The sequence below is a fragment of the Paenibacillus sepulcri genome (assembly GCF_042647105.1).
Lineage (GTDB): Bacteria > Bacillota > Bacilli > Paenibacillales > Paenibacillaceae > Paenibacillus_Z > Paenibacillus_Z sepulcri.
The window spans coordinates 5,775,473-5,800,525 of record NZ_JBHRUP010000001.1 but is presented as its reverse complement, the minus strand read 5'-3'; the positions used below and the strand labels follow the sequence as shown (position 1 = coordinate 5,800,525).

General features: G+C 48.9%; 23 protein-coding genes. 2 read left to right on the top strand and 21 right to left on the bottom strand.

The window, feature by feature from the left end; genetic code table 11:
* Nucleotides 1-3: 3 nt before the first annotated feature.
* From ACFOLF_RS25410 to ACFOLF_RS25335, 16 genes are all read right to left on the bottom strand, one after another.
* A complete protein-coding gene (locus tag ACFOLF_RS25410; protein ID WP_210046510.1) occupies nucleotides 4-1,704 on the bottom strand; it encodes a CehA/McbA family metallohydrolase in 1,701 nt (566 codons plus the stop codon).
* Between the two features lie 39 nt (nucleotides 1,705-1,743).
* Complete coding sequence (locus tag ACFOLF_RS25405; protein ID WP_210046509.1) at nucleotides 1,744-2,400, bottom strand: histidine phosphatase family protein; 657 nt, start codon at nucleotides 2,398-2,400, stop codon at nucleotides 1,744-1,746.
* Between the two features lie 85 nt (nucleotides 2,401-2,485).
* Nucleotides 2,486-4,219, bottom strand: coding sequence for an extracellular solute-binding protein (locus ACFOLF_RS25400; RefSeq protein ID WP_210046508.1), 1,734 nt, complete (start codon nucleotides 4,217-4,219; stop codon nucleotides 2,486-2,488).
* Nucleotides 4,220-4,318: 99 nt separating this feature from the next.
* Nucleotides 4,319-5,212, bottom strand: a complete 894-nt coding sequence (locus ACFOLF_RS25395) for a carbohydrate ABC transporter permease (RefSeq protein WP_210046507.1) — start codon at nucleotides 5,210-5,212, stop codon at nucleotides 4,319-4,321.
* A gap of 74 nt (nucleotides 5,213-5,286) precedes the next feature.
* A complete protein-coding gene (locus ACFOLF_RS25390) occupies nucleotides 5,287-6,207 on the bottom strand; it encodes an ABC transporter permease (protein ID WP_210046506.1) in 921 nt (306 codons plus the stop codon).
* Nucleotides 6,208-6,403: 196 nt separating this feature from the next.
* Complete coding sequence (locus ACFOLF_RS25385) at nucleotides 6,404-8,131, bottom strand: cache domain-containing sensor histidine kinase (RefSeq protein WP_210046505.1); 1,728 nt, start codon at nucleotides 8,129-8,131, stop codon at nucleotides 6,404-6,406.
* Between the two features lie 37 nt (nucleotides 8,132-8,168).
* Nucleotides 8,169-9,797 carry a response regulator gene (locus ACFOLF_RS25380; protein WP_210046504.1) on the bottom strand — a complete coding sequence of 543 codons (1,629 nt, stop codon included), beginning with the start codon at nucleotides 9,795-9,797 and terminating at the stop codon, nucleotides 8,169-8,171.
* Between the two features lie 402 nt (nucleotides 9,798-10,199).
* Nucleotides 10,200-10,961 carry an AAA family ATPase gene (locus ACFOLF_RS25375; protein ID WP_210046503.1) on the bottom strand — a complete coding sequence of 254 codons (762 nt, stop codon included), beginning with the start codon at nucleotides 10,959-10,961 and terminating at the stop codon, nucleotides 10,200-10,202.
* A 32-nt stretch (nucleotides 10,962-10,993) separates the two neighbouring features.
* On the bottom strand, nucleotides 10,994-11,350 hold the full coding sequence (locus tag ACFOLF_RS25370) for a MerR family transcriptional regulator (RefSeq protein ID WP_379219632.1): 357 nt from the start codon (nucleotides 11,348-11,350) through the stop codon (nucleotides 10,994-10,996).
* A gap of 75 nt (nucleotides 11,351-11,425) precedes the next feature.
* Complete coding sequence (locus tag ACFOLF_RS25365) at nucleotides 11,426-12,454, bottom strand: serine hydrolase domain-containing protein (RefSeq protein ID WP_210046502.1); 1,029 nt, start codon at nucleotides 12,452-12,454, stop codon at nucleotides 11,426-11,428.
* Nucleotides 12,455-12,598: 144 nt separating this feature from the next.
* Nucleotides 12,599-13,084 (bottom strand): anthrone oxygenase family protein, encoded by a 486-nt coding sequence (locus tag ACFOLF_RS25360; RefSeq protein ID WP_210046501.1) that lies wholly within the window; start codon nucleotides 13,082-13,084, stop codon nucleotides 12,599-12,601.
* 4 nt (nucleotides 13,085-13,088) lie between these two features.
* Complete coding sequence (locus tag ACFOLF_RS25355) at nucleotides 13,089-13,955, bottom strand: NmrA family NAD(P)-binding protein (protein ID WP_210046500.1); 867 nt, start codon at nucleotides 13,953-13,955, stop codon at nucleotides 13,089-13,091.
* 146 nt (nucleotides 13,956-14,101) lie between these two features.
* A complete protein-coding gene (locus ACFOLF_RS25350) occupies nucleotides 14,102-14,530 on the bottom strand; it encodes a MarR family winged helix-turn-helix transcriptional regulator (protein ID WP_210046499.1) in 429 nt (142 codons plus the stop codon).
* Nucleotides 14,531-14,643: 113 nt separating this feature from the next.
* Nucleotides 14,644-15,195: a histidine phosphatase family protein gene (locus ACFOLF_RS25345; protein ID WP_379114317.1), complete on the bottom strand. Its 552-nt coding sequence runs from the start codon at nucleotides 15,193-15,195 to the stop codon at nucleotides 14,644-14,646.
* A gap of 100 nt (nucleotides 15,196-15,295) precedes the next feature.
* Nucleotides 15,296-15,649, bottom strand: coding sequence for a hypothetical protein (locus ACFOLF_RS25340; protein WP_210046498.1), 354 nt, complete (start codon nucleotides 15,647-15,649; stop codon nucleotides 15,296-15,298).
* Nucleotides 15,650-15,665: 16 nt separating this feature from the next.
* Nucleotides 15,666-16,541 carry a LysR family transcriptional regulator gene (locus ACFOLF_RS25335; protein WP_210046497.1) on the bottom strand — a complete coding sequence of 292 codons (876 nt, stop codon included), beginning with the start codon at nucleotides 16,539-16,541 and terminating at the stop codon, nucleotides 15,666-15,668.
* Between the two features lie 202 nt (nucleotides 16,542-16,743).
* Between ACFOLF_RS25335 and ACFOLF_RS25330 the strand changes: the two genes are divergently transcribed.
* On the top strand, nucleotides 16,744-17,655 hold the full coding sequence (locus ACFOLF_RS25330; RefSeq protein ID WP_210046496.1) for an NADP-dependent oxidoreductase: 912 nt from the start codon (nucleotides 16,744-16,746) through the stop codon (nucleotides 17,653-17,655).
* A 116-nt stretch (nucleotides 17,656-17,771) separates the two neighbouring features.
* On the opposite strand, the gene ACFOLF_RS25325 is transcribed toward ACFOLF_RS25330, so the two are convergent.
* From ACFOLF_RS25325 to ACFOLF_RS25315, 3 genes are all read right to left on the bottom strand, one after another.
* Nucleotides 17,772-19,040, bottom strand: a complete 1,269-nt coding sequence (locus tag ACFOLF_RS25325; RefSeq protein WP_210046495.1) for an alkaline phosphatase — start codon at nucleotides 19,038-19,040, stop codon at nucleotides 17,772-17,774.
* 367 nt (nucleotides 19,041-19,407) lie between these two features.
* The gene (locus ACFOLF_RS25320; RefSeq protein WP_379114339.1) at nucleotides 19,408-20,478 is read right to left on the bottom strand and encodes a CHAP domain-containing protein; all 1,071 of its coding nucleotides are present in this window, start codon (nucleotides 20,476-20,478) and stop codon (nucleotides 19,408-19,410) included.
* Between the two features lie 184 nt (nucleotides 20,479-20,662).
* Nucleotides 20,663-21,400 (bottom strand): alpha/beta fold hydrolase, encoded by a 738-nt coding sequence (locus tag ACFOLF_RS25315; RefSeq protein WP_210046494.1) that lies wholly within the window; start codon nucleotides 21,398-21,400, stop codon nucleotides 20,663-20,665.
* A 258-nt stretch (nucleotides 21,401-21,658) separates the two neighbouring features.
* On the opposite strand from ACFOLF_RS25315, the gene ACFOLF_RS25310 reads away from it, so the two are divergent.
* A complete protein-coding gene (locus ACFOLF_RS25310) occupies nucleotides 21,659-22,099 on the top strand; it encodes a VOC family protein (RefSeq protein WP_210046493.1) in 441 nt (146 codons plus the stop codon).
* Between the two features lie 80 nt (nucleotides 22,100-22,179).
* On the opposite strand, the gene ACFOLF_RS25305 is transcribed toward ACFOLF_RS25310, so the two are convergent.
* Together ACFOLF_RS25305 and ACFOLF_RS25300 are read right to left on the bottom strand one after the other, a co-directional pair.
* Nucleotides 22,180-23,013, bottom strand: coding sequence for a helix-turn-helix transcriptional regulator (locus tag ACFOLF_RS25305; protein WP_379114319.1), 834 nt, complete (start codon nucleotides 23,011-23,013; stop codon nucleotides 22,180-22,182).
* Nucleotides 23,014-23,236: 223 nt separating this feature from the next.
* Nucleotides 23,237-24,709 (bottom strand): protein adenylyltransferase SelO, encoded by a 1,473-nt coding sequence (locus ACFOLF_RS25300; protein WP_210046492.1) that lies wholly within the window; start codon nucleotides 24,707-24,709, stop codon nucleotides 23,237-23,239.
* Nucleotides 24,710-25,053: the final 344 nt, after the last annotated feature.

The window sequence follows — 25,053 nt, the reverse complement described above, 5'->3', positions numbered from 1 at the left end:
AACCTAGAACTCCACATTCAGCTCAACATGGTTGAGTATTTCCTTCACGCGCGCGATCTTGAACGCGTCAGCCGGCACTTCGCCCGACTGATAACGCTTGTCCCGGTTAAAATCGCCCAGATAAAGATGTTTAAATATCCTTTGCAGCTCATCCAGCTCGAACAATTTGACGGTCCGGACTTCTCCGTCTACGGAGATATGCAGGCTGGATACCGGATTCATCTGCACCAGCACCTTGCCCTCGAAAGCGTTTCTTCCCGGCTCATCATCCAACCAGTACACACCAACTGCGGGTTTCCCCGCTTTACGCACATGAACATTGACGTCCGACAGATAGCCTTTATTCACAAACGGTTGATTCCGAATATATACCGGGCTGGTAATCGCAACATTTCCTGCAAAATCATAGCATTTGGCAATGACGAAGCTGTCTTCTTTCACTTCTATCCGGTGCGTGCAATCATACTGCATGTCGCTCACGGCATACTCGGCTGCAATATCGCCATTGACGATCAGCTGTACGGTCGAAAGTGAAGCCTCATAGCAGCTGTAAGCCTCAATGGCAATCTCGAACGCCTCCCCGCTTTCATAGGAGAACACGGCGCCCGGCAGCTGCCCGTTTACCCTCATAACCAGAATGGGACCGGAGCTGACAATATTCCTGCCGTTCTTCATAGCAGCTCCCAATGCCTGCATGCTGAACTCTTCCAGAAAAGCATACGTCTTGTATTGAAGAAACCTCTGCTTCGGAACTGCGTCAAAGGAAACGTCCGTTTCTGCCACTCCGGGAATAAAATAGCCATTCCGCAAAGCCTCGAACCACAAGTCCTGATACGCTTTCTTGTCGCTGCCATAGCCCATGATGACCATACCGTCAACGGCACCCGTCAACAGATCAAACGCCAGCGTAGACGCGATATTCGTAATGAATACATCGTGCATTCCCCACCACCAGCTCGTCGGATGAGCGGAGAACGCGAAGGAATGCTCCTGCTTTTCCGCAAGAACGGCTTCATACGGATAGGAGATTTCATAGCGGGGCTCGTCTCCCTGCCGGTTGCTGTCATTCCAGGGATCCCACGCCTCGTCGTAATATTTGCTGAAGGGGGGCTTCTGCACAAAATTGAACAGGCATATATGTCCATACCTGCATTTGACAAACTCGTTCCCGATATCGATGATGAAGCCTTCCTGATTGATCTGATTGATCTGCCTGATATCGGAAGCGAACTGCTCGCGGTAAGGGGCATCACTCTTATACTCTTTGTTTAAATACTCCAGATGCGTTTCGTGATCATAAGGCGAGCCGGCATAGAAGAAATTGAAATCCTCCGCCATCATAACCGTAGAGGCCCATCCGAGGTTTCCGGTCACCAGGTTCTCGTTCCTGGAAACATGGGAATGCGCATCGAATGAATAGAGGCCAAGCTTCCTTGTATCCACCAGAGGCTTGAGCTGCACACGGAACTCGACATTCCCGGTATGCACAGCCGCAGTGTGGCGGACTGGAGCATACAGCTTGCCCTTGAACACCTCGATCATGTATTCGCCGTTGACCGCTTCAAAGTCATGTTCCCCGCTGCAATATATAATTTCGCCAGCGTTCCCGTTATCCTCAACCGGCCCGTTACCGGATTTCCGGATCACAATTCTGCAGGGCGTTAATTGTTCATTGGCATCATATACCTTAATCCTGATTCCCATGCTGTCCCTCCAAAACATTTGGAATTGCTGTCATAACGCTTATTGAATGGCATGGATGGACGAAATGCGCAGCTGGGGATAATAAATCCCTTTTCGTTCCTTGAAATCAATCGTCGCCACACCCGTTAGCTCGAAGCGGAAGCCGCTTATCGGAAATGCCCTGACCCCGAGCAGAAAATTCAGCAGCGTCCCCAAAGAACCTCCATGGGCGAATACCGCTATGGACAGATTCCGGGCGTGCTCTTCAGGCACAAACCCGCCCATGCGGCTGTGAATGCCCAACCGGTCCAACTCCTTCAGAAAAGGCGGGATGATCCTGGCGCTCATTTCAAAATGTCCTTCGCCCATGTCCGTCTTCCAGCTTTCTTCGGCATACACATCTTCAGCCTGCTGCTGGATTTGTTCATATACCGTGCTTGGAAGGCTCGCAAGCTCTGGGCTTGGCATCCATTCATGCAGAAAATGCAGCACTTCAATGTCTGTCTCTCTTCCAGTCATAATAATTTCAGCCGTCTGCAGAGCCCTGCCGTACGGAGAGGAGAAAGCATGATCGAAATGCACATCCTTCAACGCCTGCGCCGCCGCCTCCGCTTGCGGAATGCCTGACTCTTCGGTAAGGCAGCCCTGTACCGGTCTTTCCGGGCAAATGAACGGATCCCCGCACATTTCTCCATGTCTGATTAAGGTCAATTTCATAATCGGCATCACCTTCAGTCCTGTGAATTTTCCCAATAAAGTGGATAAGGCCATCCGGCCTTATCCACCTGTAGCTTTATTACGATTATTTCAATCCCAGCTTCACAAGATTCTTCTGATAATTCTCGGTAACCGCCGCCTCGACCTTGGCCGCTCCCGCATCATCCATTGCCTTGATGAACTTAAGCCATTCCTCGTGCGAGGCTTCTGCGGAATTAGCCAGAACAGGCTTATAGACGGCATCTCCGAGCTTGCTGTCGATCGTGCTGTACATCATCGTGATATCCTGCGGCAGTCCTGTCTCAATACCTACGAAAGGCGCGCTGTCGAAGTAATACTTGCCAAGCGCCTCATCCCGCTGTGCAAAGTCGACCCGGCCTGTCACTTTAGGGTCATCCTTCAGCACCATATAGGTGCCTGCAGGAGATTTGGGGACGTCCGTACCCACGAAGTGCCTGTATAAGCCAATCCCCGTTTCTTTGGCAAAGCTGTCATCGCCTTCCCCGTTTTTCCATCTTTCCAGATATTCGGGCTTCAGCGTAGGAACGCCGTCCTTCATTTCCCACTGCGTGCCTTCCGGCCCGTTATGCGCCATGAAATTGCCTTCCGGCGATGCCAGGAAATCCAGCAGCTTGATCGCCGCTTCCTTATCCTCCGTCTTATCGGTTATGACCGTATAGCCATTGCCTACACTGCTTATGTTTACGAGCTGCGGCGTTTCGCCGCCGGGTATGCTGACGGCAAAATTCAGGAAGTACATATTTTCCGCATTCGGCACATTCGCCGCCTTGAATTCGCCCCAGGCATCGGCGACCATATTCCAGGCTCCGATCGTAGTTGCGATTCTTCCCGTATTGACCTTTTCTTTCTGCCAGGCATCCGGCTCCACGACGAATGAATCGGGATCCAGCAGCCCTTCCCTGTAAAGCTTATTGTAAAATTGCATGGCCGTTTCCGCCCAAGGCTCTCTGAACCAATATTGGACTTTCCCGTCTTTGACGGTCCACTTGGCCGTTCCGGAGCCTCCCATAGCCTCAAGGCCCTGCAGGAAGTTGTTCCATGAACGTTTGAACGTTCCGATTGGCCACACGCTTTCGCCGCTGCCGGTTTTATTCACCTTCGGATCGTCCTTGATTTTTTTCAAGACCGCATAGATGTCGTCGGTTGTCTCAATCTTGGGCGAGCCGATGGCTTCATAGATATCCTTTCTGATCTGAAAGCCGAAGCCATAGCCAGCCGGTGTAGAGCCTTCCGGGATATTGCCGTATTGCTGAGTCAGACTATACAAATGATTGTCGTCCGTTTTAAGGAAATTAAGCGTTTTTTCTCCATACGCCTTCTGGATATTGGGTCCATTGGCTTCAATAAGGGGAGCCATGTCAACCAGCCGGTTGTCGTCCAGCATCTTCTGATACGTCTCCGGCTGCAAATTCGTAATGATATCCGGGTAATCACCCGACGCAAGCTTGAGTCCCATAGCCTGGGCGCCGTCGCCGGAGATAACCTCCCATTTCAGCTTGATATTCAGATTGTCGAGCAGATACTTGGCGATCGGATTGTCATCGTACACAGGATCGCCTGTACCAAAGGTTGGAGAACCTCCTGCCGCATTCAGCACGGTCAATTCCACTGGAGGTTCTTTCGCATCCGGTGCCGCAGCGTCCGTTTCGGAACCAGCATCCGCTGTCCCCGTATTTGCGGCCGCATCAGCTGCCGGTGCGTTATTTTTAGCCGGTTCCGGCTGGCTGCAGCCCGCAAACACGGCGGCAAGCAGAAATACGACTAATCCTACACTTGCCATTCTGGTCCAACGTCTCATTTCTCCCATTTCCCTTCGTTATATAGTTTATCTATCTGAAAGTTTCAGCAACGGCCGTGAGATCAAATCGTCATCTGACCCCGGCTATCATTGAAATCCTCATTCCTTGACTGCTCCCATGGTCATCCCGCTTACGAAATATTTTTGCAGAAATGGATAGACGCACAGAACCGGAACGGTTGTTACTACGATGGTAGCCATCTTGATCACCTCGGACGTCGGCTTGTTCTCGCCTCTCATGGAATCCATCAGCGCGCTGTAGTTGGAGCTCATGCTCTGGGCTTGCGACTCCATCAGGATTTTGACCAGGATGCCCTGCAGCGTTGCCAGTTTCCCATCGTTCTTGGTGTAGAAATACGTATCATTCCACGAGGTCCAATGCCCGACTGCATACATCAGGGCAACCGTCGCCATAACCGGCGCAGCCATCGGGATTACGATCCGCATCAAGATCCGTATCTCGGAAGCTCCGTCAATCCTTGCCGATTCGAGCAGCGCCTGCGGCAGATCCTCGAAGAACTGGCGCATGATCATGATCGGCATTGCAGCCACAAGGCCGGGGAGAATATATACAGCGAAATTATCATAGAGACCGAGACTCCGGATGAGCAGAAATTCGGGTATGATGCCGCCGTTAAAATACATCGTGAACACATACAGAAAGATGAACGTTCTTCTGAATAACAGCTGTCTGTTAGACAGCACATAGGCAATGACCGCCGTGCTTGCGAGATTAACGATCGTCCCGAGAACCGTCCTCAGTACGCTGACATAAGCGCTGTGCGCCAATAAAGGCTCCTTGAATATGAGCTCATAGGCCGCAATCGAGAATTTCCTCGGCCAGAGATATATGCCTTTTATCATGGCGTCCTGCCCGTCGTTAAACGAGATCGCGAAGATATTGATAAAGGGGTATATGACCGTGAACGACAAAAGCAGCAGAATAATGGCATTAAGTACATGGAACGTCTTCTCGCCTCTTGAAATCAGCACAAATCCACCTCATCGAAAAATCATCTTAAAGTATGGTGCAAAAATGGCCTTCGGTTCGTACGGGCACTTTTTCACTAAAACACGCCCATCTTAAACAGCCTTCTCGAAATCATATTGGCGATGACGACCAGCACCAGACTGATGATGCTCCTGAACAAGCCTACCGCCGTACCGTATGAATATTCGAGCTGCTGCAGCCCATATCGGACGATATACGTATCAAGCACCTGCGAATGCTCCATATTCAAGGGATTGCCCATGAAGAACTGCTGATCGAGCCCCGCGTTCAGCACGTAACCCAAGCTTAGTACCAGCAGAATAACAATGGTCGGTTTTATGCAAGGGAGCGTAATATAGATAATTTGCTTCCACTTGTTGGCCCCGTCGATAATTGCCGATTCGTACATCTGCCTGTCTATGGCTGTAATGGCGGCTATATAGAGAATGGAGTTGTATCCGGCACTTTTCCATACGTTCAGAAAGGTGATGACCGGCCAGTACAATTGCTCGTCGCCCAGGAAGTTTACAGGCTTATCGATAACATGAATATCGACCAGGAACTTGTTAATGGAGCCGCCGTCAATAGAAAACAGCGTGAAAGCCATGCCCGCAACGACAACCCACGATATAAAATGAGGCAGATACGAAACCGTCTGTACGAACTTCTTCATGTACAGGTTTCGGAGCTCGCATACCAGTATCGCAAACACGATGGAGGCCGCCGTTGTAAAAATCAACGAAAGCACGCTGATGACAACCGTATTTCTCATAACGATCCAGAAATCCGATGAATTGAAGAAATACTCGAACCACTTGAAGCCCGCCCAGGGACTTCCGATAATTCCTTTGGAGAAGGAATAATCCTTGAAGGCAATCAGATTGCCGTACATCGGATAATATTTAAATAAAAGCAGATGGGCCAGGAAAGGGATCAGCATGAGCATCAACACTTTCTGCTTCTTCAGTTTCGAAAGAAGATTCTGAATCCCGGTCAAATGGATAACTTCCTTTCACCTGATGTTTTGGTTTCTCTCTCTACTTAAATTTTAGTGCCGGCAGGCCGTGCCTTCAATTCAAATATCCATCGAATGCTTATAGTAAATATGGCAGTTCGATCAGGCAATTTGTGATGGATATATGCATTTTTGATACATTCTGCATAAAATGAAAACGCCGTTGAACCGACATGGCTCAGCTGGCGTTTTTAATGGTGATTTCGATTAATGTGCCAGGGGTTCTCCGTGCTGCGCGAATCCTTATCTGGTCCCCGTACAAATATTTCAACCGCACAATCGTATTGGTAATCCCGTAGCTTGCGCTGCTTGTCATCGTATTCAATCCGTTCATATCCTCAATCAACCGGACAAAGTCTTCCTCAATCCCGGACCCATCGTCCATGATGCGGATCCGCACTCCCGTTTCATCGAAAGGGATGATTTCGACCGATATGTTCAAGGGCTGCTCACGCACGATTCCATGCACGATGCTGTTCTCGACAAAGGGCTGCAGGGTCATTTTGCATACCTGCAAGTCGTTCAGGCTCTCGTCCATCCGGATTGTTAAACGAATGAGACCGCTGTAGCTCAAATTCTGCAGCTCGACATAGCTTCGGACCAGTTTGATTTCATCCTGGATGCCGATGATTTCGTTTCCTTTGCTCAGGGCAATTTTATAAAAATCGCTTAAATGATCGATGATGTGCATAATCTGCTGCTGCTTCTCTCGAAAAGCTATCCAGCGGATGGCAGAGAGCAGATTGTACAGAAAATGCGGGTTCATCTGCATCTGCAAATATTTAATTTCGCTTTCTTCCTTTTGCTTCTGGACGTTTAATATATCGCTGTTCAGGCTGTTAATATTCCGGGCCATCGTATAAAGCGCCTGATCCAGCAAATAAAACTCGTTCACCTGGCTGATTGTCGGCTGGATATTCAGATTGCCCTTATCGATTTCCTTGATCTTGGCGACCAGCTTGTCTACCTGCCCGGCAAATCTTTTCGAGAAAAGGAAGGCCAGAAGCATCGATACAAGGATCAGAATGGCTGTATAGAAGATAATATAGTAGGTTATGTTTCTCTTTTCCTTCTCGATCTCGTTGGAATCATACAGTACGGCAAGCGACCAGCTGTCGTTCACCTGCTCGCTGAACAGATAATAGCGGGTATTGTCATAAACCAGCTTGCCTGTCGCCTCTCCTTCGCTGACAAAGCGCTTGACGGGCGCATTGATTTCCTTCCCGATCGATCCTCTGCTGTTGGAGCTGATCACCTGATTCTGGTTATCCATGAGGAACAGATAATTGCTCGCCATTCCGGATTTGTAAAGATCATAGAAGCTCTCTTCGTTCAATTCGATGACCAGCACGCCTCCGGGCGCATAGACATTCAAATACTTCATCAGGACAATTTTATACGCGCCGCTTGCTTCATCCCGGTAACTGGCCCATACATCCTTGCCCCCTGCATCCATTGCCTTCTGAAGCAGGTCGACTCGGCCGAATTGACCCCAGATCCTGATTTCCTTTCCGTTGCTGACCAGCCCGGCATCCCTTTTGTAAATGCTGATGCTGCTGATCTCCGTATTATTGCTCAGAATGCTCTGGAGATTGTCCGTAATCGAATTGAACTTCTCAAACATATCGTAATCGATTTTTTGATTATGATAGCCTTCCAGAAAAGTCTGCAGAGCCGTATCGGCATAGATATTTCCTGCAATGGTTTCACAATTATCGACCAATGTCAGCACATTGCTCTTCAGCTGCGCGCTCGTATTTTGAATGAAATCGTCGTTCTGCTTCGCGATGGCTGAATTGAACCTGTAATAAATAATCAAGCTGATGGTGACAGAGCTGACCAGCACGATTGCAATCGTAAAGGCGAATACAACATAGAAAAATTTCACTTTATATGCGGTATTCATAAGTCCTGCTCCTTTTGCTGCCGGCATCGTTCACGGGTCAGGCCCCGCTTACCTGGGTCATATACTTGTTCCGGTACTCTTTGGGCGTCATATGGACACTGTTTTTAAACACAAGATTAAAATACGTGCTGTTCTCATACCCCACCATTTCACCGATTTCATGCACCTTGTAGCGGTTTTGCCTCAGCAGCTCCTTGGCCTTGTTGATCCTCAGCTGGGTCAAATAATCCTGTATGCTGATGTTCATTTTATCCTTGAACAGGACCCTCAAATAATTGGGACTCAAAAACACCCGGTCGGAAATATATGAGAGCGTGATCGATTTGCAAAAGTCCTTATTCAGGATGTTCAAAATTTCCTGGATCATATAATCTTCTTTATTCAGGTTTTTGCGGCCCATATACGAGGAAACCTCATTCATAACCTGACGGACGTAATGTACAATATCGGGAAGCGTCTTGGCCGTGACTACACCATGAAAAAGCTCCGATTCGTCTTTTGCGACCATGTCGATCTTTTCTCCAATATTCGCCATGCTCTTGGAAAGGCTGCTGAATAAGCTGATCATTATACTCTGAATGCGCTCCAGCTTCATATCATGCTCCGTTGTCATGAGATGCATCAGCTTCTGTATGCTCTCTTCGCAATCCTTGCCCCCGCATGCCCCTGACACAATCTCGTCGATAATCTGCTTCATAAGGCCAGTGTCCGGGTCGGACAGCGCAGATGTACGGGCATACGCCTGTTCGAACGTGATTACGCTGCCATACCCGAATCCGACCTTTCCATTGATTGTGGAGCAGCACTGTCTATACAGCATTCCAAGATCGGTCAAATTAGGAGCGCCGGTGCTTACGCCGATTACATACCTGAAGGGCTGCACCTCCATGAGAAGAGCAATTTTGTTCCCGACCGTGTGAAGAAGCTGCTTATCTTTGTCGGAATCTTCCTTCAGGGAATGGAGAACCGCAATGATTCTGCTGTCCCCATCCTTGATGAATAATACGTCCTTGGAATCGCACGCATCCTGCAGCTCAGTGAGAATGCTGCCCAGATACCTGGATTTTTGGAAAATATCGGTGTTGGCCGCATAATCGAATTCAATCAAGGCCAGCTTGTATGACCCCGTCATTTGCAGCTCCAAATCATTAGCCCGGGTGTAGATCAGGTTCGCTTCATCCGGACTGTGCAGGCCGTTCATCAGCTCCTCCAGAAATTTGGTCTGAAGATGGGGCAGATTATGATGGAATTGCTCCATGATTTTCCTGCTTGCCCGATGCGACAGCTTCTCGTCCATGGAAACCGATGCAATCCTTCTCAGAACCGCAATCAATTCTTCTTGTCTTACAGGCTTGATCAGATAACTGTATGCCCTGACCTCAAGCGCTTCCTTCAATGTCTCCGCGTCATCATGTCCGCTTGAAAAAATAAACTTTATGTTCGGGTTGAAATGAGCGATGGCTTTGGCCATCTCAATTCCATCCATAACAGGCATTTTGACATCACTGATAATAATATCAGGCTGATGCAGCCTGGCTTTCTCCAGCCCATCCTTGCCATTATGAGCGGTATCCACGACACGGACCCCCAATAAGTCCCAATCGACATAATGCTGCAGCGCATTTCTTTCAAAATCGTTGTCCTCTACAATGAGAAGCGTGTTCATCTCCATTACACCTCGCAAACAGGTTTATACCGCGTATTTGCTCGAGAGCATGTTCATCATTGAACGACAGGGTCTATCTTCGTTAGTTCTACACGGAAAGTCCAATACCCTCCTGAATAATCCCGCTTGCTCCTGGTTTAACAATTACTTATCAAATGCCGACCATTTCTTGCCATAACCAAACAGACCCAGCACCGGACGGTGCTGGGTCTCTCTATCGTTCCGATATTCAAACGCTTGAAACCATGCCTTCATTTAAAGGATAGATACATGGCTGCTTCCAGTCAATCATTTTATTTGTAAAAGTGATCCATATTAGTCATAACTCTATCATTTGATTGAATTTGATTGATTTTTTACGGTTCCAAAGAACGGAGGATGTGAAGCGGGTGCAATGTCACCTTACAAATTGTCAAAAAGCTCATGAAGCATTTTTTCTTTATTATTGAGGAACTGCTTCATGATTATATAATGATCGGTTGCTTCCAATGTTGTGGTTTCAATCCCGTCAGGAGTCAGATTATAAATGATCGAATCCGGATATGCCATAAGAATGGGGGAATGGGTGGAGATAATGAACTGGGAGTTTTTTTGGACCAGCTCATGAATGCGCGAAAGCATGGCCATCTGCCGGAGAGGAGACAAGGCGGCCTCAGGCTCATCCAGGATGTATAAGCCCTGCCCTCCGAAACGGTGAAGGAAAGCGGCAAAAAACGACTCGCCGTGGGATTGCTCATGCAGCGACTTGCCCCCGTAAGAATCTATAATGCGTGGGCCGGCAGAGCCCTCCCTATCCAGCTCCTCGATATTCGTCGCCAGGTTATAATAACTCTCCGCCCGGAAAAAGAATCCATCCCGCGGCTTATGCGCTCCGCGCACCAAACGTATATATTTATGCAAATCGGAATGTGTGGACTGCGTGGAGAATGAGAAGTTCCGGGTGCCGCCTTCCGGATTAAATCCCCAGGCTACGGCAATCGACTCCATTAGCGTCGATTTCCCCATTCCGTTCTCACCCACGATGTAGCTCACTTTGGGATGAAAGTCCAGCTTGCCGAGACTCCGAATTACGCCAAGATTAAATGGATAATGATCAAAGGAAGGGATCGCATCCCTATCAAGCCTAATGCCCCGCAAAAAACGATCTGGAGAATGCCTGCCCATCTGTCACATGACCTCCTTCGCGCCATTCTCATTTAATTCCACTGTTGATTGATCGCATTTCTCCACTCGTACAAATGCTCTTCCAGCTGGGACTCGGCTTTGCGAAGAATCCCGATTTGTTTTTTGATGTCGCCCAGCTTTCTTTCAGCCACTTCTATGGCGTTCGGCAGGCATTCCCGTCTTGTACCATTTTGAAATAAACAGTCAAAGAAATCCATTATTTCCTTGGCTGTGAGCCCAAGACTAAAATAAAGCTGGATCAGTGCAATCCTTTCAACATCCGATTCCGCATAATCCCGATATCCGTTCTCCAGGCGAACGGGGTTCAGTAACTTCTTTTCTTCATAGTATCTCAGGGAACGCAGACTCACTCCTGTCCTCCCTGACAGCTCACTGATATGAATAACGAGCCCTCCCCGCTTTGATTGATATATGTCATACTAAACCATCACATGATGTGAAGGTCAAGAGGGTTGAGCGGCTTTATAGCTGTCCAGCAGGCCGGCAGCGATATTTCCAAACATCCTTATCTCGCTTAAATAATCAAAACCAACCGGATTGTTTAATTGATTATACATTCTTACCACTACTGCGTCATAATGCGGGATGACCAAACAAGTACATCCGGTGATGCCGAGAATTTGATACGCCCCATTGGGTACATGTTCACCGATCTGGTTTAATGGACTGCTGCTTTGAAGCCACCAAACAAATCCATTACGGGGCAGATGCTCAGGTACTGTGGAGGGTGTGTGTAATTCGGTTACCCGTTCAAAAACAGTTTGCGGCAGGACTTGCTTGCCATTCATACAACCTTTTCTAAGATGAATATAACCCCACGCCGCCATATCTTCAGCGCTGATAAATAAATTGCCTTGATCACCCGCATCGCTGTCATTAGGGCCAACCCAGGTATGTTTGTCCTTGTAGTAGTTGTAAATCAGGTGCTCATCATACGAAGTTCTCCAACCAGTTTTATTCAAATGATACGGTGCAAGGATGCTGCTCTGCACAAATTCGCTTACATTTTGTGCAGATAAATGCTTAACCAACCGGGTTAACAGGGTAATGCCGGTATTTCTGTACGCCCAGCTCTCACCCGCCGGAAATTCTCTTACGATCGCGCCGTCTGCTTCCATTAAACCGTGAGTATGCGTGAGCAGCTGCCGTAACGTTACTCCTTTAGCGGCCTCCTCGGGCTCATTCAGGTATCCCGCAATTTCGTCATCAACACTGTTGATCCTGCCCTGCTCTATGAGCAGGCTTACTGCAAGCCCAAGATATGTTTTACGTATGGAACCTACATTAAACCGGGTAGCTTCGTCGACCTTCCGCGACTCCGGAGAGAAATCGTGGGTGCCAGCGTACCATTCGTTTACAACAGTGTCTTTATGGATGATGCAAACAGCAGCAGCTGTTGCTCCTGTCTCTTTTTGAATGTTTTGTGCGTAGATATTGAGGTCTTGAAAATGTCCATTGACGATTCTTTTCAAATTAAAGTCTCCATCCTCCAGTTATTAAGCTCTTTCCGCTTCACCAACACAGCATGATAACCTAATCCTACCATGGGATTAGATATGAACAAAAGGCCAACCGCTATACCGGTTGACCCATTCCATACTTATAGAAGATTCCTCTCATTCCCCCATGCGGAATGCGGCGATGAACGATGCCAGCGCAGCAAGGCTCGCGACGGTTCGTACCGTATTCCACGCCGTCCAATCGGCGATGTAACGTGTCCATAGTTCCGCGCCTTCGGTGCTTGCGGGATCCACAGCGGCAAGCATGTCGTTCAACGGCACGTTGAACACAGCTGTCACCAGGAAGGAGCCTACGAGATAGAGCAGGCTGCCGGCGAGCAGATAGATCACGCCAGCTTCCCCCCATCTGAAGAATGAAACGATGATCAGGACAACAGATGTCAAGGCCGATCCGAAAAACACAGTATTGAACCATGGATTGAGGACGGTTACGTTAATGGACTGCATAGCGGCAATGCCCTGCTCCGCCGGGAGACGGGAGAGAGCTGTCATCACGAATGCCGAGAAGGCAAAGAACAGTCCGGCAACCAATCCGGTTCCAAGTGCCGAGACGAAGGTTAATGTGCCAAGCAAGCGCTCCATAATACTAAATCCTCCAGACGCCGGCTGCGGCAGTGTTTCGTGCATATTCAGCAAAATCCCGCGGCTCTCTGCCCAGAGCACGCTTAACGCCATCCGTCAGATGGGAGTTGCGGCCGTCCAATACTTTGGTGAACAGATCGGTCAGCAGCAGTACGATTTCGTCAGGCACATGCTCCTCCGCCAGCATCGACTTGAACTGTTCCCCGGAGACCTGCACATAACGGACCTCCCGTCCGCTGGCCTGGGCGATTTCCTTGGTTGCTTCAGCAAAGGTGAGCGCGCGCGGGCCGGTCAATTCGTAGAGCTGGCCCACATGGCCGTTCCCGGTCAGGGCGGCGACTGCGACGTCCGCAATGTCCTCGGCATCGACGAACGGCTCAGCCACATCCGCTGCCGGGAGAGCTACCGTACCGCTCATGACCGGCCCGATCAGGAAGCTTTCGCTGAAATTTTGGCAGAACCAGCTCGCCCGCAGAATCGTCCAATCTGCGCCTGAATTCCGCAGCGCTTGCTCGCTGAGCAGAGCCTCTTCCTCGCCTCTGCCGGACAGCAGCACCAGCCGCCTGACTCCCCTGCTCACCGCAAGCTCAGCGAATGCTCCGATAGCTGCTGCTGCCCCCGGCAGTGCAAGGTCGGGATAATAAGTGATATACACCGCTGACACGCCCTGCAGGACTGCTGCCCAGGTTGCTTGATCCTCCCAATCAAAAGGCAGCTCACCGGAGCGGGAGCCAATCCTTATCGGCACGCCGAGCTGCGTGAGCCGCATCGCCACACGGCTGCCTGTCTTCCCTGTTCCGCCAAGAATCAGGATCGGCTTCCTTTCATGAGCACTCTCCTGGTTGACGTTTTCTTGCGCATTTTCGTTCATAATGAATCCTCCTTGTAAATGAATTGTGTTTATAGGCAAGGCGTTAAGCCTCTGTCCACCTGGGGAAACAACGATCATCATCAGCGTCAATTAGCATCATAAATTGTTTGTACAAGCAAATATTATTCTAAAAAAATGGAGTTGAATCATTCGATATTTTCTAATTGATCGCTCACTTTATATAATTGAAGGGTTAGTTCATCGCCTTCTTGTTCCCCCAAAATGGCGGAATAGCGGGCCCGAAGATTGTTCCAGCATTGATTGATCACATCTTCCAATGCCTTGCCTTTATCCGTTGCATATATGAGCGACAATCGCCCTTCCACACGGTTGTAGATCAATCCTTTACTGACAAGCTTCTCGACAAGGCGGGTCACCGTTGAAGGCTGAAGATGAAGAATTCCGCCTAACTCCTTCTGTGAAATCCCTTCTTTCTCATACACGGCCATCAGTAAAAAACCATATGTCGGCGATAATCCGCTTACGGCAAACTCATCCTCAGCCATCTTGGTAATAACCCTGCCGAGCCGGTTCGCAGTGAAATACAGGCATTCCTTCAAATAATTTTCCAGCATGGATCGTACCTCATTTCTTGAATGGACACTGTCACAAAATAATATTGTTTGCACATACAAATATAATACATCCCCGAAAAAATGTAAAGCCTGAATTTTCCTTTACGCATTTTCTATTCTTTCATGTGAGATAGATCTGCATGGAGCTCTATTGTCGGATTGTTGTTTTGAATAACAACCTTACTGAGACTTGTAGGATGCAGATATGGCGGCTCCCACAGCTTTTCCAAGGGCCTGCCTTCAAAATAACTCATAATCAGTTTCAATGTGACGGAATGCGTTACGACTAGAATCTCTTTTCCCTTGTGGGCAGCAATGATCTCTTCAATCACTGGAATGACCCGATCGGAAACGTCTTGAAAAGACTCTCCCCCGTTCTGAGGGCTGTAGAGATGCGGAGTATTCCAAAAAGCATAATAAGCTTCCGGCTGAGATTGTTCAATGTTGTTCTGACCCTCCCAGCTTCCCAGAAAAATTTCTCTTAAGGAATCGTTGGGCTCGATTCTCAGATTTCTCGAATGGGATAAAAGCTCAGCCGTTTTAACGGCTCTCACGCTGGAGCTTGAATAGACAGCCGCAAAATCAACAGCTCTCAAAGAATCGCCCAAGGCTTGCGCTTGATAAAGCCCTCTGCTGGTGAGCGACGAATCCTGATGCCCTTGCATTTTTTTTCAACATTCCATTGCGTTTCTCCATGCCTCGTTAAATATAAAGTCGTCTTCTCCATTTTGTAACGCTCCCTTCTCAAAAAACCTGGCGGATTCGTTATTTTCCATACTTGCCGTTATCCTTGAGCTTGAAATACTTTCCGTCTGATTCCGCTGCTATGAATTGTTCCGTATCTACTCCCTGAATTTTATAAAGCTTTGTACCCTTTTTGAATAGATTAGAGTAACCATTGCCATATGTTCCTTCGTGATCGGAATACTTTTTAACTTCCCCGATACTTTGTTCAATTGCATCCTTTGCAACCTCTTCCTTGATGTCTTCAAAAATATCGCCGTTCCAGACCACAAAGCCATATGCCCAATTTGCACTCGAAGAGGGCGATATTGCGCTGCAGGAACTCAATACAATAGCAGACAATATGACAAGAGCAGCCCATGCCAGTCTATTCATAAGATTCAAGCCCCCCTTACTGTTCGGCAAAATATTGGACGAAAAAATCCCTGAACTTGCGGGCTGCCAGAGATAGGTAGCGTTTCTCGTGCCATATGATTTGAAAATTGCGCTGACACACAGGATATTCAATACGCAGCAGATGAAGCGGGACACCAGGACTTCTTCCGCACCCGCCGATAAGGGCAATTCCCAATCCGGCACGGACAAGATTTGAAATGCTGGCAGGTTCGTCTACCTGGCAAACGTATTTTGGCGATATCCCCGCTTTGCGGAAGAAACCATCATTCATCGGTTGGAAAAGAATGCCCTCTTTGTAGCCGATAAACGGCTCATCCGCGACCTCTTCCAAGCGAATACTGCCACGCTCCGCTAACCGGTGCCCGGGAGGAACGGCCAAGAAAACATCTTCGCTGAACACGGTCGTTGCACTGAATTCCGGGTGTTCGACGGGCAGAGCCGTAAAACAAATATCGGCTTCGCCTGCTCCAAGCAGAAGGGTTATTTCTTCTTCTTTTGAAACCTGTGTGAGCCGGATATTGACTCCTGGGTAGAGGGAGAGGAACGCCCCCAGCGGTTCTGTTAAACGGTCCAGGGCGGATGTCGCCAAATGAATGACCCCATGCTCCAATCCCGCAAGCTCGGTAATTTCCTTCTGCCCCTCTTCCAGCGCGCTAAGGGCCGCTTCGACCTTTTTCAAAAAGATTTGTCCAAATGTATTAAGCCGGATTTGTCTTCCATAACGGTCAAACAAAGGCACGCCTACGCTCTCCTCCAATCGGGAAATCGTCTTGCTGAGAGCGGGCTGCGCAATACGCAGCTCCTCGGCAGCCTTCGTCATATGCTCCAGTTTGGCTACCTTGCGAAAGTACTGCAGCTGCAGCAATTCCATCCTTGTCCCTCCTCCTTATATACTCAAGTATATGTATTATATGTGTTTAGATATATTTTTGTTTATTTACATTTTATTATAAAATAAATGATGCCGGCAAACAATTGAAAGGCTGAAAAGATACATTTTATACGTTCAAATATTTTAAGAAAGGGTGAGCTTGGATGGACAATCGTTATCCCAGACAGGGAGGGGAAGCAGCATGAGAGCAGCGGGAATTCTCTCCTTTGGCCCTCCGGAGGTTTTGCAGCTAATCGAGGCTGAGGCTCCTCAAGCAGGCGCGGGCGAAGTGCGGGTCCGCGTCAAGGCTGCCGGAGTCCAGCCCGCCGACTTGGCCGTACGCAGCGGTTGGACTCCACCCGGGGCAGCAGTGCATTTCCCTCAGATTCTTGGCAACGAGTTCGCGGGGATTATTGATCAGGTCGGGGAAGGCGTCACCGGCTTCACTGCCGGCAATGAGGTTCTTGGCTTCCGGGTGCTGGGATGCTATGCCGATTATGTAGTGGTGAGCAGCAGTCAGATCGTGGCCAAACCCCGGACTATGGCATGGGAGGTCGCAGGGGCGCTGTCCGCCTCCGGGCAGACTGCCCATACTGCGCTGAAGGAATTGGGCGTTAGCCAAGGCGACACCGTATTGATTCATGCCGCCGCTGGCGGGGTCGGTACGATCGCGGTCCAGTTAGCCTTGTCCTGGGGGGCTACCGTCATTGGCACAGCCAGCGAGCAAAATCACGATTATCTTCGATCGCTCGGAGCGATTCCGGTCAGCTATGGAGACGGTCTGGTCGAAAGAGTCCGGGGCCTCGCACCGGATGGCGTGGACGCGGCGCTGGATGCGGCGGGAGGCGATGCTCTGCGCGCTTCGGTACAGCTCGTTGCGAACAAGGATCGCATCGGCACAATCGCCGCCTTTGACATTGTACAGGAGCTTGGAGTTCGTCCGATCCGCAGCCAGCGGTCCGCAGCCCGGCTTGCCGAACTCGTCGACCTTCATACCCAGGGAAAGCTGCAGGTTCATATACGGAAAACGTTTACGCTGTCCGACGCAGCCGATGCCCATCGGGAAGTAGAAACCGGACATGGCCGCGGGAAGGTTGTTCTTACAATCGATTAATTCCTCGGGAATAACGGACGTGTCGGACACTCATCTGTGAGAAGATATGTGCCTCCAGAGACACAAACAAGGCTAGCCAGAATTACTGGCTAGCCTTTGTTTCGCACTTTAATGCATTATTTTTTCACTTTAAGTCCCAGGGACTGCATGAGCTTGGTGAATACTTCGGTATTCTCATAAATACCAGAGAACATTTCGGCGTTTTTGCCAATTGCCGTTAAAGGGATATCGACCGCCGTATGACCTGCGGTTGTCCAGTCAACAACAAAGTTATGTTTGGAGTTCACAATGGCGAAAGGACCGTCTTCTTTGGAAATAGCGTCGCCTGACTCGTCTTCGGCGTCAACTTCCTCAATGGAGAACCCGCCTGTTTCGTGATCGGCAAGTACAAGGACAAGCGTATCCGGGTTTTTCTTGGCAAAATCTTTGGCAACTTGAACGGCTTTGTCCAGCTGTTGACCTGCTTTAATGGTCATTTTGGCATTGTTTTGGTGAGCGAATTCATCCGTGCCTTCTTCTTCAACCATCAGGAAGAAGCCTTTTTTGTTTGACGCAAGCGTGTCAATCGCTTTTTTGGTCATGTCCGGAAGAGAGACAATCGGGTTGTAAATATCCCCTTCGCCTTCCGGTTTTTGCTGGAACATCTCTTCATTGGCAAACAGTCCAAGCAGCTTGCCGCCTTTTGCTTTTTGCATATCGGTTTTGTTCGCAACATAGCTGTATCCCAATACTTTAGCCTTGTTGATCAGATTTCCTTGAGTTCCCTTGCTTTTTTCTGCTGGATCTTCAGCCGGCTCGTCTTTGAATTTGCCAGCATCGCCCGCAGGGTACCAGAAATCCTCGCCGCCGCCGAGAAGCACGTCAATTTTGCTTTTGGTCAGGTACTGCAGGGCGATGTCGCTTTGCTTGGCACGGTCTTCAACATGCGCGCCGAATGCAGCGCCGGTAGCATCCGTAACTTGGCTGGTTGTAACTACGCCAGTGGCTTTTCCGGCATCTTTCGCGTATTCCATGATTGTTTTTACCGGTTTTTTGTTGGCATCCACGCCGATTGCGCCGTTATACGTTTTTACGCCGCTGGCATAAGCCGTAGCTGAAGCAGCCGAATCCGTAACGGGGATAGTGGATCTTGTATGAATTAAACCAACGTATGGCATAGCATCCATAGCCAGTTTACCGTTTTCACCTACAGTTGCAAGCCGGATTGCGTCACGCTGGGCTGTTCCCATTCCGTCGCCGACGAACAAAATTACATTTTTCGTTTGCGAAGAAGCAGCCTCTGCACGATTAGGCGCTTGTGCGCTGACTACGCTCGTTACGAGAAGGGCGGTTGCCGCAGTTGCTACCATCGCTGCCTTGAATCCATTCTTTTTCTGTGATTTCATATATTCCCTCCTAAGGTATGTTTACTCCCTCATATTAAAGCACTTACATTAAGAGAATGTTTTCGAAATATGTATATAATGTTAATGGGAAGAATGATAGATTCGGCTTAAGCCTGCATATACGACATTCGGATTTCCCTTGTATTTGCTGGCTTTTCCTGTGTATATAGGGCTATTAACAACGCAGGTCCAGCCACCGCGCATTATACGGATTCAATCCGGTGCATGACAATAAAAGCTCTTGAAGGCTCCCTTTCCGCCCTTGGTAACTGGGTTATTTTCCAAAAATAAACAATTTCTATAGCAAAAATAAATAAAGCGAAATGCTGTCCAAAATACTATGAATCCATTCACAAATCTGTTATCCCTAAAGAATCGGACTATAGCTGCCGTCAAAATGATACCGGTAGCTGTCATCAATTCGGATATAGCCCCGTATGCAATGCCTTCTGTTCCTATAGAAGACGCAGGAGAAATTCTGATTATCTCTATTGCCCTCAGCGACTAGAATTTTCTCATCCTCACAAGCCAGTAGAATTCCAATATGATCATGCGGGTCGTCAAACAGCAGCTTCTCATAGATCACGATATCACCGCGCTGCGGCGTGAACCCATTCTGATCGTCTTCATGAAAAAATCCGGTTTCCGGCAGCCCAGCCCACTCTAGCCAAGCGCCTACGCCTGCAAACCGGCAGATCGAGTTCGGGTACCGAATCGGCAGTAGAAATCCGGCTTGCCGGCAGCAATGATAGACGAATGCGGCACACCAGCTGTTTTGCAAGTCTTTATAGACATTTCTATCCGGCCAATACTGGCAGATTTCCCGATATCGTTCATCTCCCGGAACGCCAATTATGTCTTCTCCCGCAAGTGCTTCCGCTATGTCGGCCAGCTTGCCCCGTTTGCCGGCAGCGGAGAAGCTGCTGGATACCCTACCCTCACTGTGCATATTTTCCGGCATTTCATGAGAAATCCCCAGCTCACGAAGCACTTTTTGAAGCCTTGGGGTATCCTGCTGCGATAAGCTTCGGCTCCTATTCTGAAAGTACGACTGCATCACATAAGCATCCTTGATCATTTCATCATAGGGACCATGGGTTCCGGTTCTTTCTCCCTGATAGAAAATCGCCTGTTGGATGATGAGTTGCTCCTCTTTGGTAAAAATGTTCATATCTCTTAAAACAGGTCTTACCGCCTCGGCGCTGTTCGGACCGGGAAAGTCATGGATTCCGGTTTTATAGAAATAATAACCATGAAGCAATCCTGCGATCTCCGCCAGTTCCTGATTAAGCCCTCTTTTCAATGCGAGCATCGAAGCAAAAGCGGACACTCCGTACAGATGGACACACGCTTCCTGCTGCCTGGCTCTACTAACGATAGACATGATCATTTCTTGAACGGCCACTCGGACGCTGTCCAGCCGCTTATTCGTCTTCACACTTTTCAAGCTTTCTCCCTCATTTCGTTCGAATATAAATAGGTACAAATTGAAAAGAGGAGCTGCCAGATAGCAAGCTCCTTCATTATTCTAATCCATTGGCCCCGAAATAAAGACTTTATTAGTTAGTCGCCCATTAACTTCATTTTCTATAATTCTATCAATAGTACCATAATTTTCTTAACTATTGCGAGCTATTTATTCCAGCCAGAAAGCTCACTACATCGCTGTAAAAAAGCTCCTTTTCCTTTTCTTTTATATCATGTCCGGATCGACGATATTCCTTTATAGATAATCTGCTGCACATTTCCTTGTAACGCAGAAGATCGCTGTCCGTGATTAATGATCCCTGAAGTTTACCTCTGGCTACTAAAACATTCATTGAGAGCACATTCTCAAGACTCGACTGGGAGGATTCACTTTGAATACCCAGAACAGCTTCCGGACGAATATAATTTGTCCGACTGTGCGGCATCAAATAGTTATGGATATAATCTTTCGTCCAGTCCTCGGACATAGCCCGATGTTCTGGAGGATAATCACCAAGAATTAAAGATTTTATTTGCCCTTTATGTTTTTGGGCATAGCCAAGCGCGTATGATGCCCCACGCGAATAGCCGAACAAATGAAACAACTCCACTCCAGCATGTCGAACAACCGCTTCTAGATCGGAAACATGATCGTCAAGATTGTAGCCATGAACCGGTGTATCACTCCCTCCTCTTCCTCGGAATGATAAAAGTATACATCTTCTGGGTGAAACAGCTTCAAGCAGGTCAATATATTCCTCTGCTGTCTCCGATAATCCTGGACAAACCACTAACGGAATGCTGTTTCCATCTGATTTCGATTTTTCCAGTGAATCGTAGTAATGGATTTTAACATCGTTGTTATTCGCATGAGTTGATGCATACAGCGTCATTACACTCCTCCTTACATATCTGATTAAAACAAGAAGGCCGCTACGCCATTTCAAGCTCATATTTCTATTTTCCCGGCTGTTTCAATCCACCATCGAAATCCCCTTCTCCAGCCCTATATAAATAATTCAACCTTATGACAGAGTCCTTATAATTCATATGCCGTAAAAAAGGGATAAATGAAAGCAAACATTGGCATTTGCATGAATGTTGTAGGATAAGGATGTACGTAAAATTCTTAATGAAAAGGTGGTTATAAAATGGGTGTGCCAGCTGGGCAGCAGAATGTTGTTCCTTATATCATGGTTACTGACGGGCAGGTCTTGATCCAATTTTTAGAGAGCACTTTTGGCGCTCAAGCCGGATTGATCGTCAAGAGTACGAACGGAAAAAAAATAACGCATGGTGAATTAAAAATCGGGGAAAGCCTGCTCTACTTCGCTGATGGTACGGAGGAAGCCGTCAATTGCGATGAGGATTGCAGCACGGGTGAACAGAAGTACGATGCCGAACTTAAAGCGAAGGAACCATCGAATATTCACATGTATGTCTATGTTGATGACGCAGCAGAGGCCGTGCGGAGAGCAGAACTGGCAGGCGGCACTTCCGTAACACCCGTGATGGAAGACGAAAATGGCATAATGGGCGGCTTTGTTGATCCCTTCAACAATTTATGGTGGGTCAAGTCACCCAAGCAATAACAACCGACAGGCTGCCGATTGATCCGGCTGCCTGATTGGTGTACAGCGTCTGCATTGCGGAAGCCTCACATCCTTTATGGCTATGCTTCCTCTGACTCAACCGGAATGTAGACGCAGCAGTGCAAGTTCATATTGCCATTGAGACTGTCAAAAGAATTGATGTCATACATGCGCTCTCCGGCTCCGGGGACCTGGTATAGCACCCGGCTTACTCTTTTGAGCTGGATATCATGCCGTTCCCACATGGCGGCGAACTCAGCGCTGTCCATGATTAATTGTTCAACCGTCTCGCGATACCAGGGGTCTGCCGCATAATTATCGTAATAAGTCCGGTAAACCCCGACCGAGTAGCGTGCGAACTCTACCCAATTGATCAGACGCCGCCGCAATTCCGGATCAACAAACAATAACCGGATCAAGACACGTTCCTGAGCGGGCAAGGCTGCGAAGTCCGCAATGATTTCATTGGCCGCCTGATTCCAGGCAAGCACTTCCGATCGATCATTCGTTATGAAGGCTGGATACGTTAATTGATTGATAATAATCTGCCACTCCGAATTGATTTGCGCATCCATCGAGACAGAGGGACCGGATGAATGGGGACTCGACAGCTGAATGAGATGCAGGCGCTCATCTTCGGTCAACTGCAGCGCTTTTGCGATACTCTCAATGACTTCCCTGGATACCGCCACATCCCGCCCTTGTTCCAGCCATGTATAATAAGTCACGCTGACTCCTGCCAGAAGGGCAGCTTCTTCCCGTCTAAGTCCTGGCGTTCTTCGTCTGCCATAGGAAAAGTTGATGCCGGCTTGTTCCGGCTGGAGCCGCTCCCTGCGTGATTTCAGGAATTCACCCAGCGTTTTCATTTTAATGCCGTCGGTGGCTATATGCGCCCTCTCCTTCGAAACTCTCACTGATCCATACCATTTAAAGTATAATCCGTTTGGATTGAATTGTCATATCGCGTCCAGGGATATTATGCCATACTGCCGAAAGTCTATTCCGTAAACAACGTCGAACACAATAAAATCTTCATGCTGATGAGGCCGATACATTTGTATCGGCCTCATTCTCTTTCGTGTGTATTCTCTTTCGTGTGTAAATACGGATAATTTGAAGCATTTAAGACCGGAAGACTCAGGTGCCGCAATAGGTTCGATAAGGTTGGGAGGAATGTTCAGGCAGCGAAGTATACTCCTCCTGTTCGGGGGAGTGCGCGTAAGGCTTCGACAGCGCAGCAAGCAGCCGCTGCATGACGCTGAGGTCCCCTTTCACGGCGGCCTCGAGAGCGGCTTCGACCCGGTGGTTGCGCGGGATAACCGCAGGATTGCTGTCCTGCATCAACTGCTGCGAGGCTGGCTTCGCTTGCTCCTGCCTGCTTCGTCTCGCCTGCCACCGGCCATGCCATTGGACAAATTCGGCTGTGCCGTGCAGTACTGTCTCTTTCGTTCGATCCCAAGTAAGAGCGCGGAAGGTATTCGTGTAGTCCGCGCCATGCTTCTGCATCATCTTGAGGAGCTCATCAATCAGAGCTTCATCCTCCGGCTCTTCATTGAAAACTCCCAGCTTCGCCCTCATGCCTGCCAGCCAATTGCTGCTGTACAGCTCGCTAAATTGCGAGATCGCCTCTTCGGCCAGCCTGACTGCCTGCTCTTCGTCGTCATGCAGCAGCGGCAATAAAGCTTCGGCAAGTCTCGCGAGATTCCACATGGCGATGCGCGGCTGATTGCCATAGGCATAGCGGCCTTGGCTATCAATAGAGCTGAAGACCGTTTCCGGGTCATAGGCGTCCATGAAGGCGCAGGGACCATAATCGATAGTCTCTCCGCTAAGTGTCATGTTGTCGGTGTTCATCACCCCGTGAATGAATCCCGCTTGCTGCCATTTGGCAATCAATGAAGCCTGACGCTGTATTACATTCCGAAGCAGGGAAAGGTAACGGTTCTCACCGGCATCGCTGTCTTTAAAGTGTCTATCCCATGTATAATCCGCCAGAGCCCGGAGGTCGTCGATCGCATCCCGTGCCGCCGCATATTGAAAAGTGCCGAATCTCAAATGACTGGCAGCTACGCGGGTCAAAATAGCGCCAGGCAGCTCCTCCTCGCGAATCACCGACTGCCCTGTCGCTACCACCGCCAAGCTGCGGGTGGTCGGAATACCAAGCGCATGCATCGCTTCGCTAATGATATATTCGCGCAGCATCGGCGCGAGCGCAGCCCGGCCATCGCCGCCGCGGGAATATGGCGTACGGCCGGAGCCCTTCAGCTGTATGTCCACCCGTTCGCCCGCAGGCGTAATCTGCTCGCCCAGCAGCAGCGCCCGTCCGTCCCCCAGCATCGTAAAATGGCCGAATTGATGCCCTGCATAAGCTTGAGCGAGCGGCAGGGCGCCCTCGGGAACCCGGTTCCCGGCAAGCTCCGCTACGCCGTCCTTGCTTTGCAGCGCCTGGCTATCCAGCCCGAGAGAGACCGCCAGCCCCTCATTGAATATCACTAATTCCGGTGACCGTACGGGGATTGCATCGAGCGTGGAGAAGAAGGCTCCCGGCAGCCGCGCATAACTATTGTCAAAGCTCCAGCACGGCTCGATTCTTGTTTTCTCTTCCGCCATTATATTCACTCTTCCTTCTGATTAGTATTGCTGATAGTATACCCTCTCATGTGCCGCTTACACATGCCTGCCGCCCTATCAGCTGCCATTATTCTCCAATGCCGGAATCAGGCCTTGATGGCCCTCCAGCAGGCTTCAATCGTTTCCTGAATGCGATTTTCATCAAGCGGATATTTCCCCAGGCGATTGGCAATCGTTCTTGATGAAGGCTTGTTCCTCCGAGAAGTGCATTCAAAATATCTTCGCGCTTCCCCAATTTCCTCACCTTCCATTATAGTACATTTTATTCTAATTACTTTACTTTATAGACATGACAGGCGCGAAACTTATACATTCTATAAATC

Coding starts and splice junctions, on each gene's coding strand:
- ACFOLF_RS25410 (WP_210046510.1), bottom strand. CDS start 1,704: ATGGGAATCAGGATTAAGGTATATGATGCCAATGAACAATTAACGCCC.
- ACFOLF_RS25405 (WP_210046509.1), bottom strand. CDS start 2,400: ATGAAATTGACCTTAATCAGACATGGAGAAATGTGCGGGGATCCGTTC.
- ACFOLF_RS25400 (WP_210046508.1), bottom strand. CDS start 4,219: ATGAGACGTTGGACCAGAATGGCAAGTGTAGGATTAGTCGTATTTCTG.
- ACFOLF_RS25385 (WP_210046505.1), bottom strand. CDS start 8,131: ATGAATACCGCATATAAAGTGAAATTTTTCTATGTTGTATTCGCCTTT.
- ACFOLF_RS25380 (WP_210046504.1), bottom strand. CDS start 9,797: ATGAACACGCTTCTCATTGTAGAGGACAACGATTTTGAAAGAAATGCG.
- ACFOLF_RS25375 (WP_210046503.1), bottom strand. CDS start 10,961: ATGGGCAGGCATTCTCCAGATCGTTTTTTGCGGGGCATTAGGCTTGAT.
- ACFOLF_RS25360 (WP_210046501.1), bottom strand. CDS start 13,084: ATGGAGCGCTTGCTTGGCACATTAACCTTCGTCTCGGCACTTGGAACC.
- ACFOLF_RS25355 (WP_210046500.1), bottom strand. CDS start 13,955: ATGAACGAAAATGCGCAAGAAAACGTCAACCAGGAGAGTGCTCATGAA.
- ACFOLF_RS25350 (WP_210046499.1), bottom strand. CDS start 14,530: ATGCTGGAAAATTATTTGAAGGAATGCCTGTATTTCACTGCGAACCGG.
- ACFOLF_RS25345 (WP_379114317.1), bottom strand. CDS start 15,195: ATGCAAGGGCATCAGGATTCGTCGCTCACCAGCAGAGGGCTTTATCAA.
- ACFOLF_RS25340 (WP_210046498.1), bottom strand. CDS start 15,649: ATGAATAGACTGGCATGGGCTGCTCTTGTCATATTGTCTGCTATTGTA.
- ACFOLF_RS25335 (WP_210046497.1), bottom strand. CDS start 16,541: ATGGAATTGCTGCAGCTGCAGTACTTTCGCAAGGTAGCCAAACTGGAG.
- ACFOLF_RS25330 (WP_210046496.1), top strand. CDS start 16,744: ATGAGAGCAGCGGGAATTCTCTCCTTTGGCCCTCCGGAGGTTTTGCAG.
- ACFOLF_RS25325 (WP_210046495.1), bottom strand. CDS start 19,040: ATGAAATCACAGAAAAAGAATGGATTCAAGGCAGCGATGGTAGCAACT.
- ACFOLF_RS25315 (WP_210046494.1), bottom strand. CDS start 21,400: ATGACGCTGTATGCATCAACTCATGCGAATAACAACGATGTTAAAATC.
- ACFOLF_RS25310 (WP_210046493.1), top strand. CDS start 21,659: ATGGGTGTGCCAGCTGGGCAGCAGAATGTTGTTCCTTATATCATGGTT.
- ACFOLF_RS25300 (WP_210046492.1), bottom strand. CDS start 24,709: ATGGCGGAAGAGAAAACAAGAATCGAGCCGTGCTGGAGCTTTGACAAT.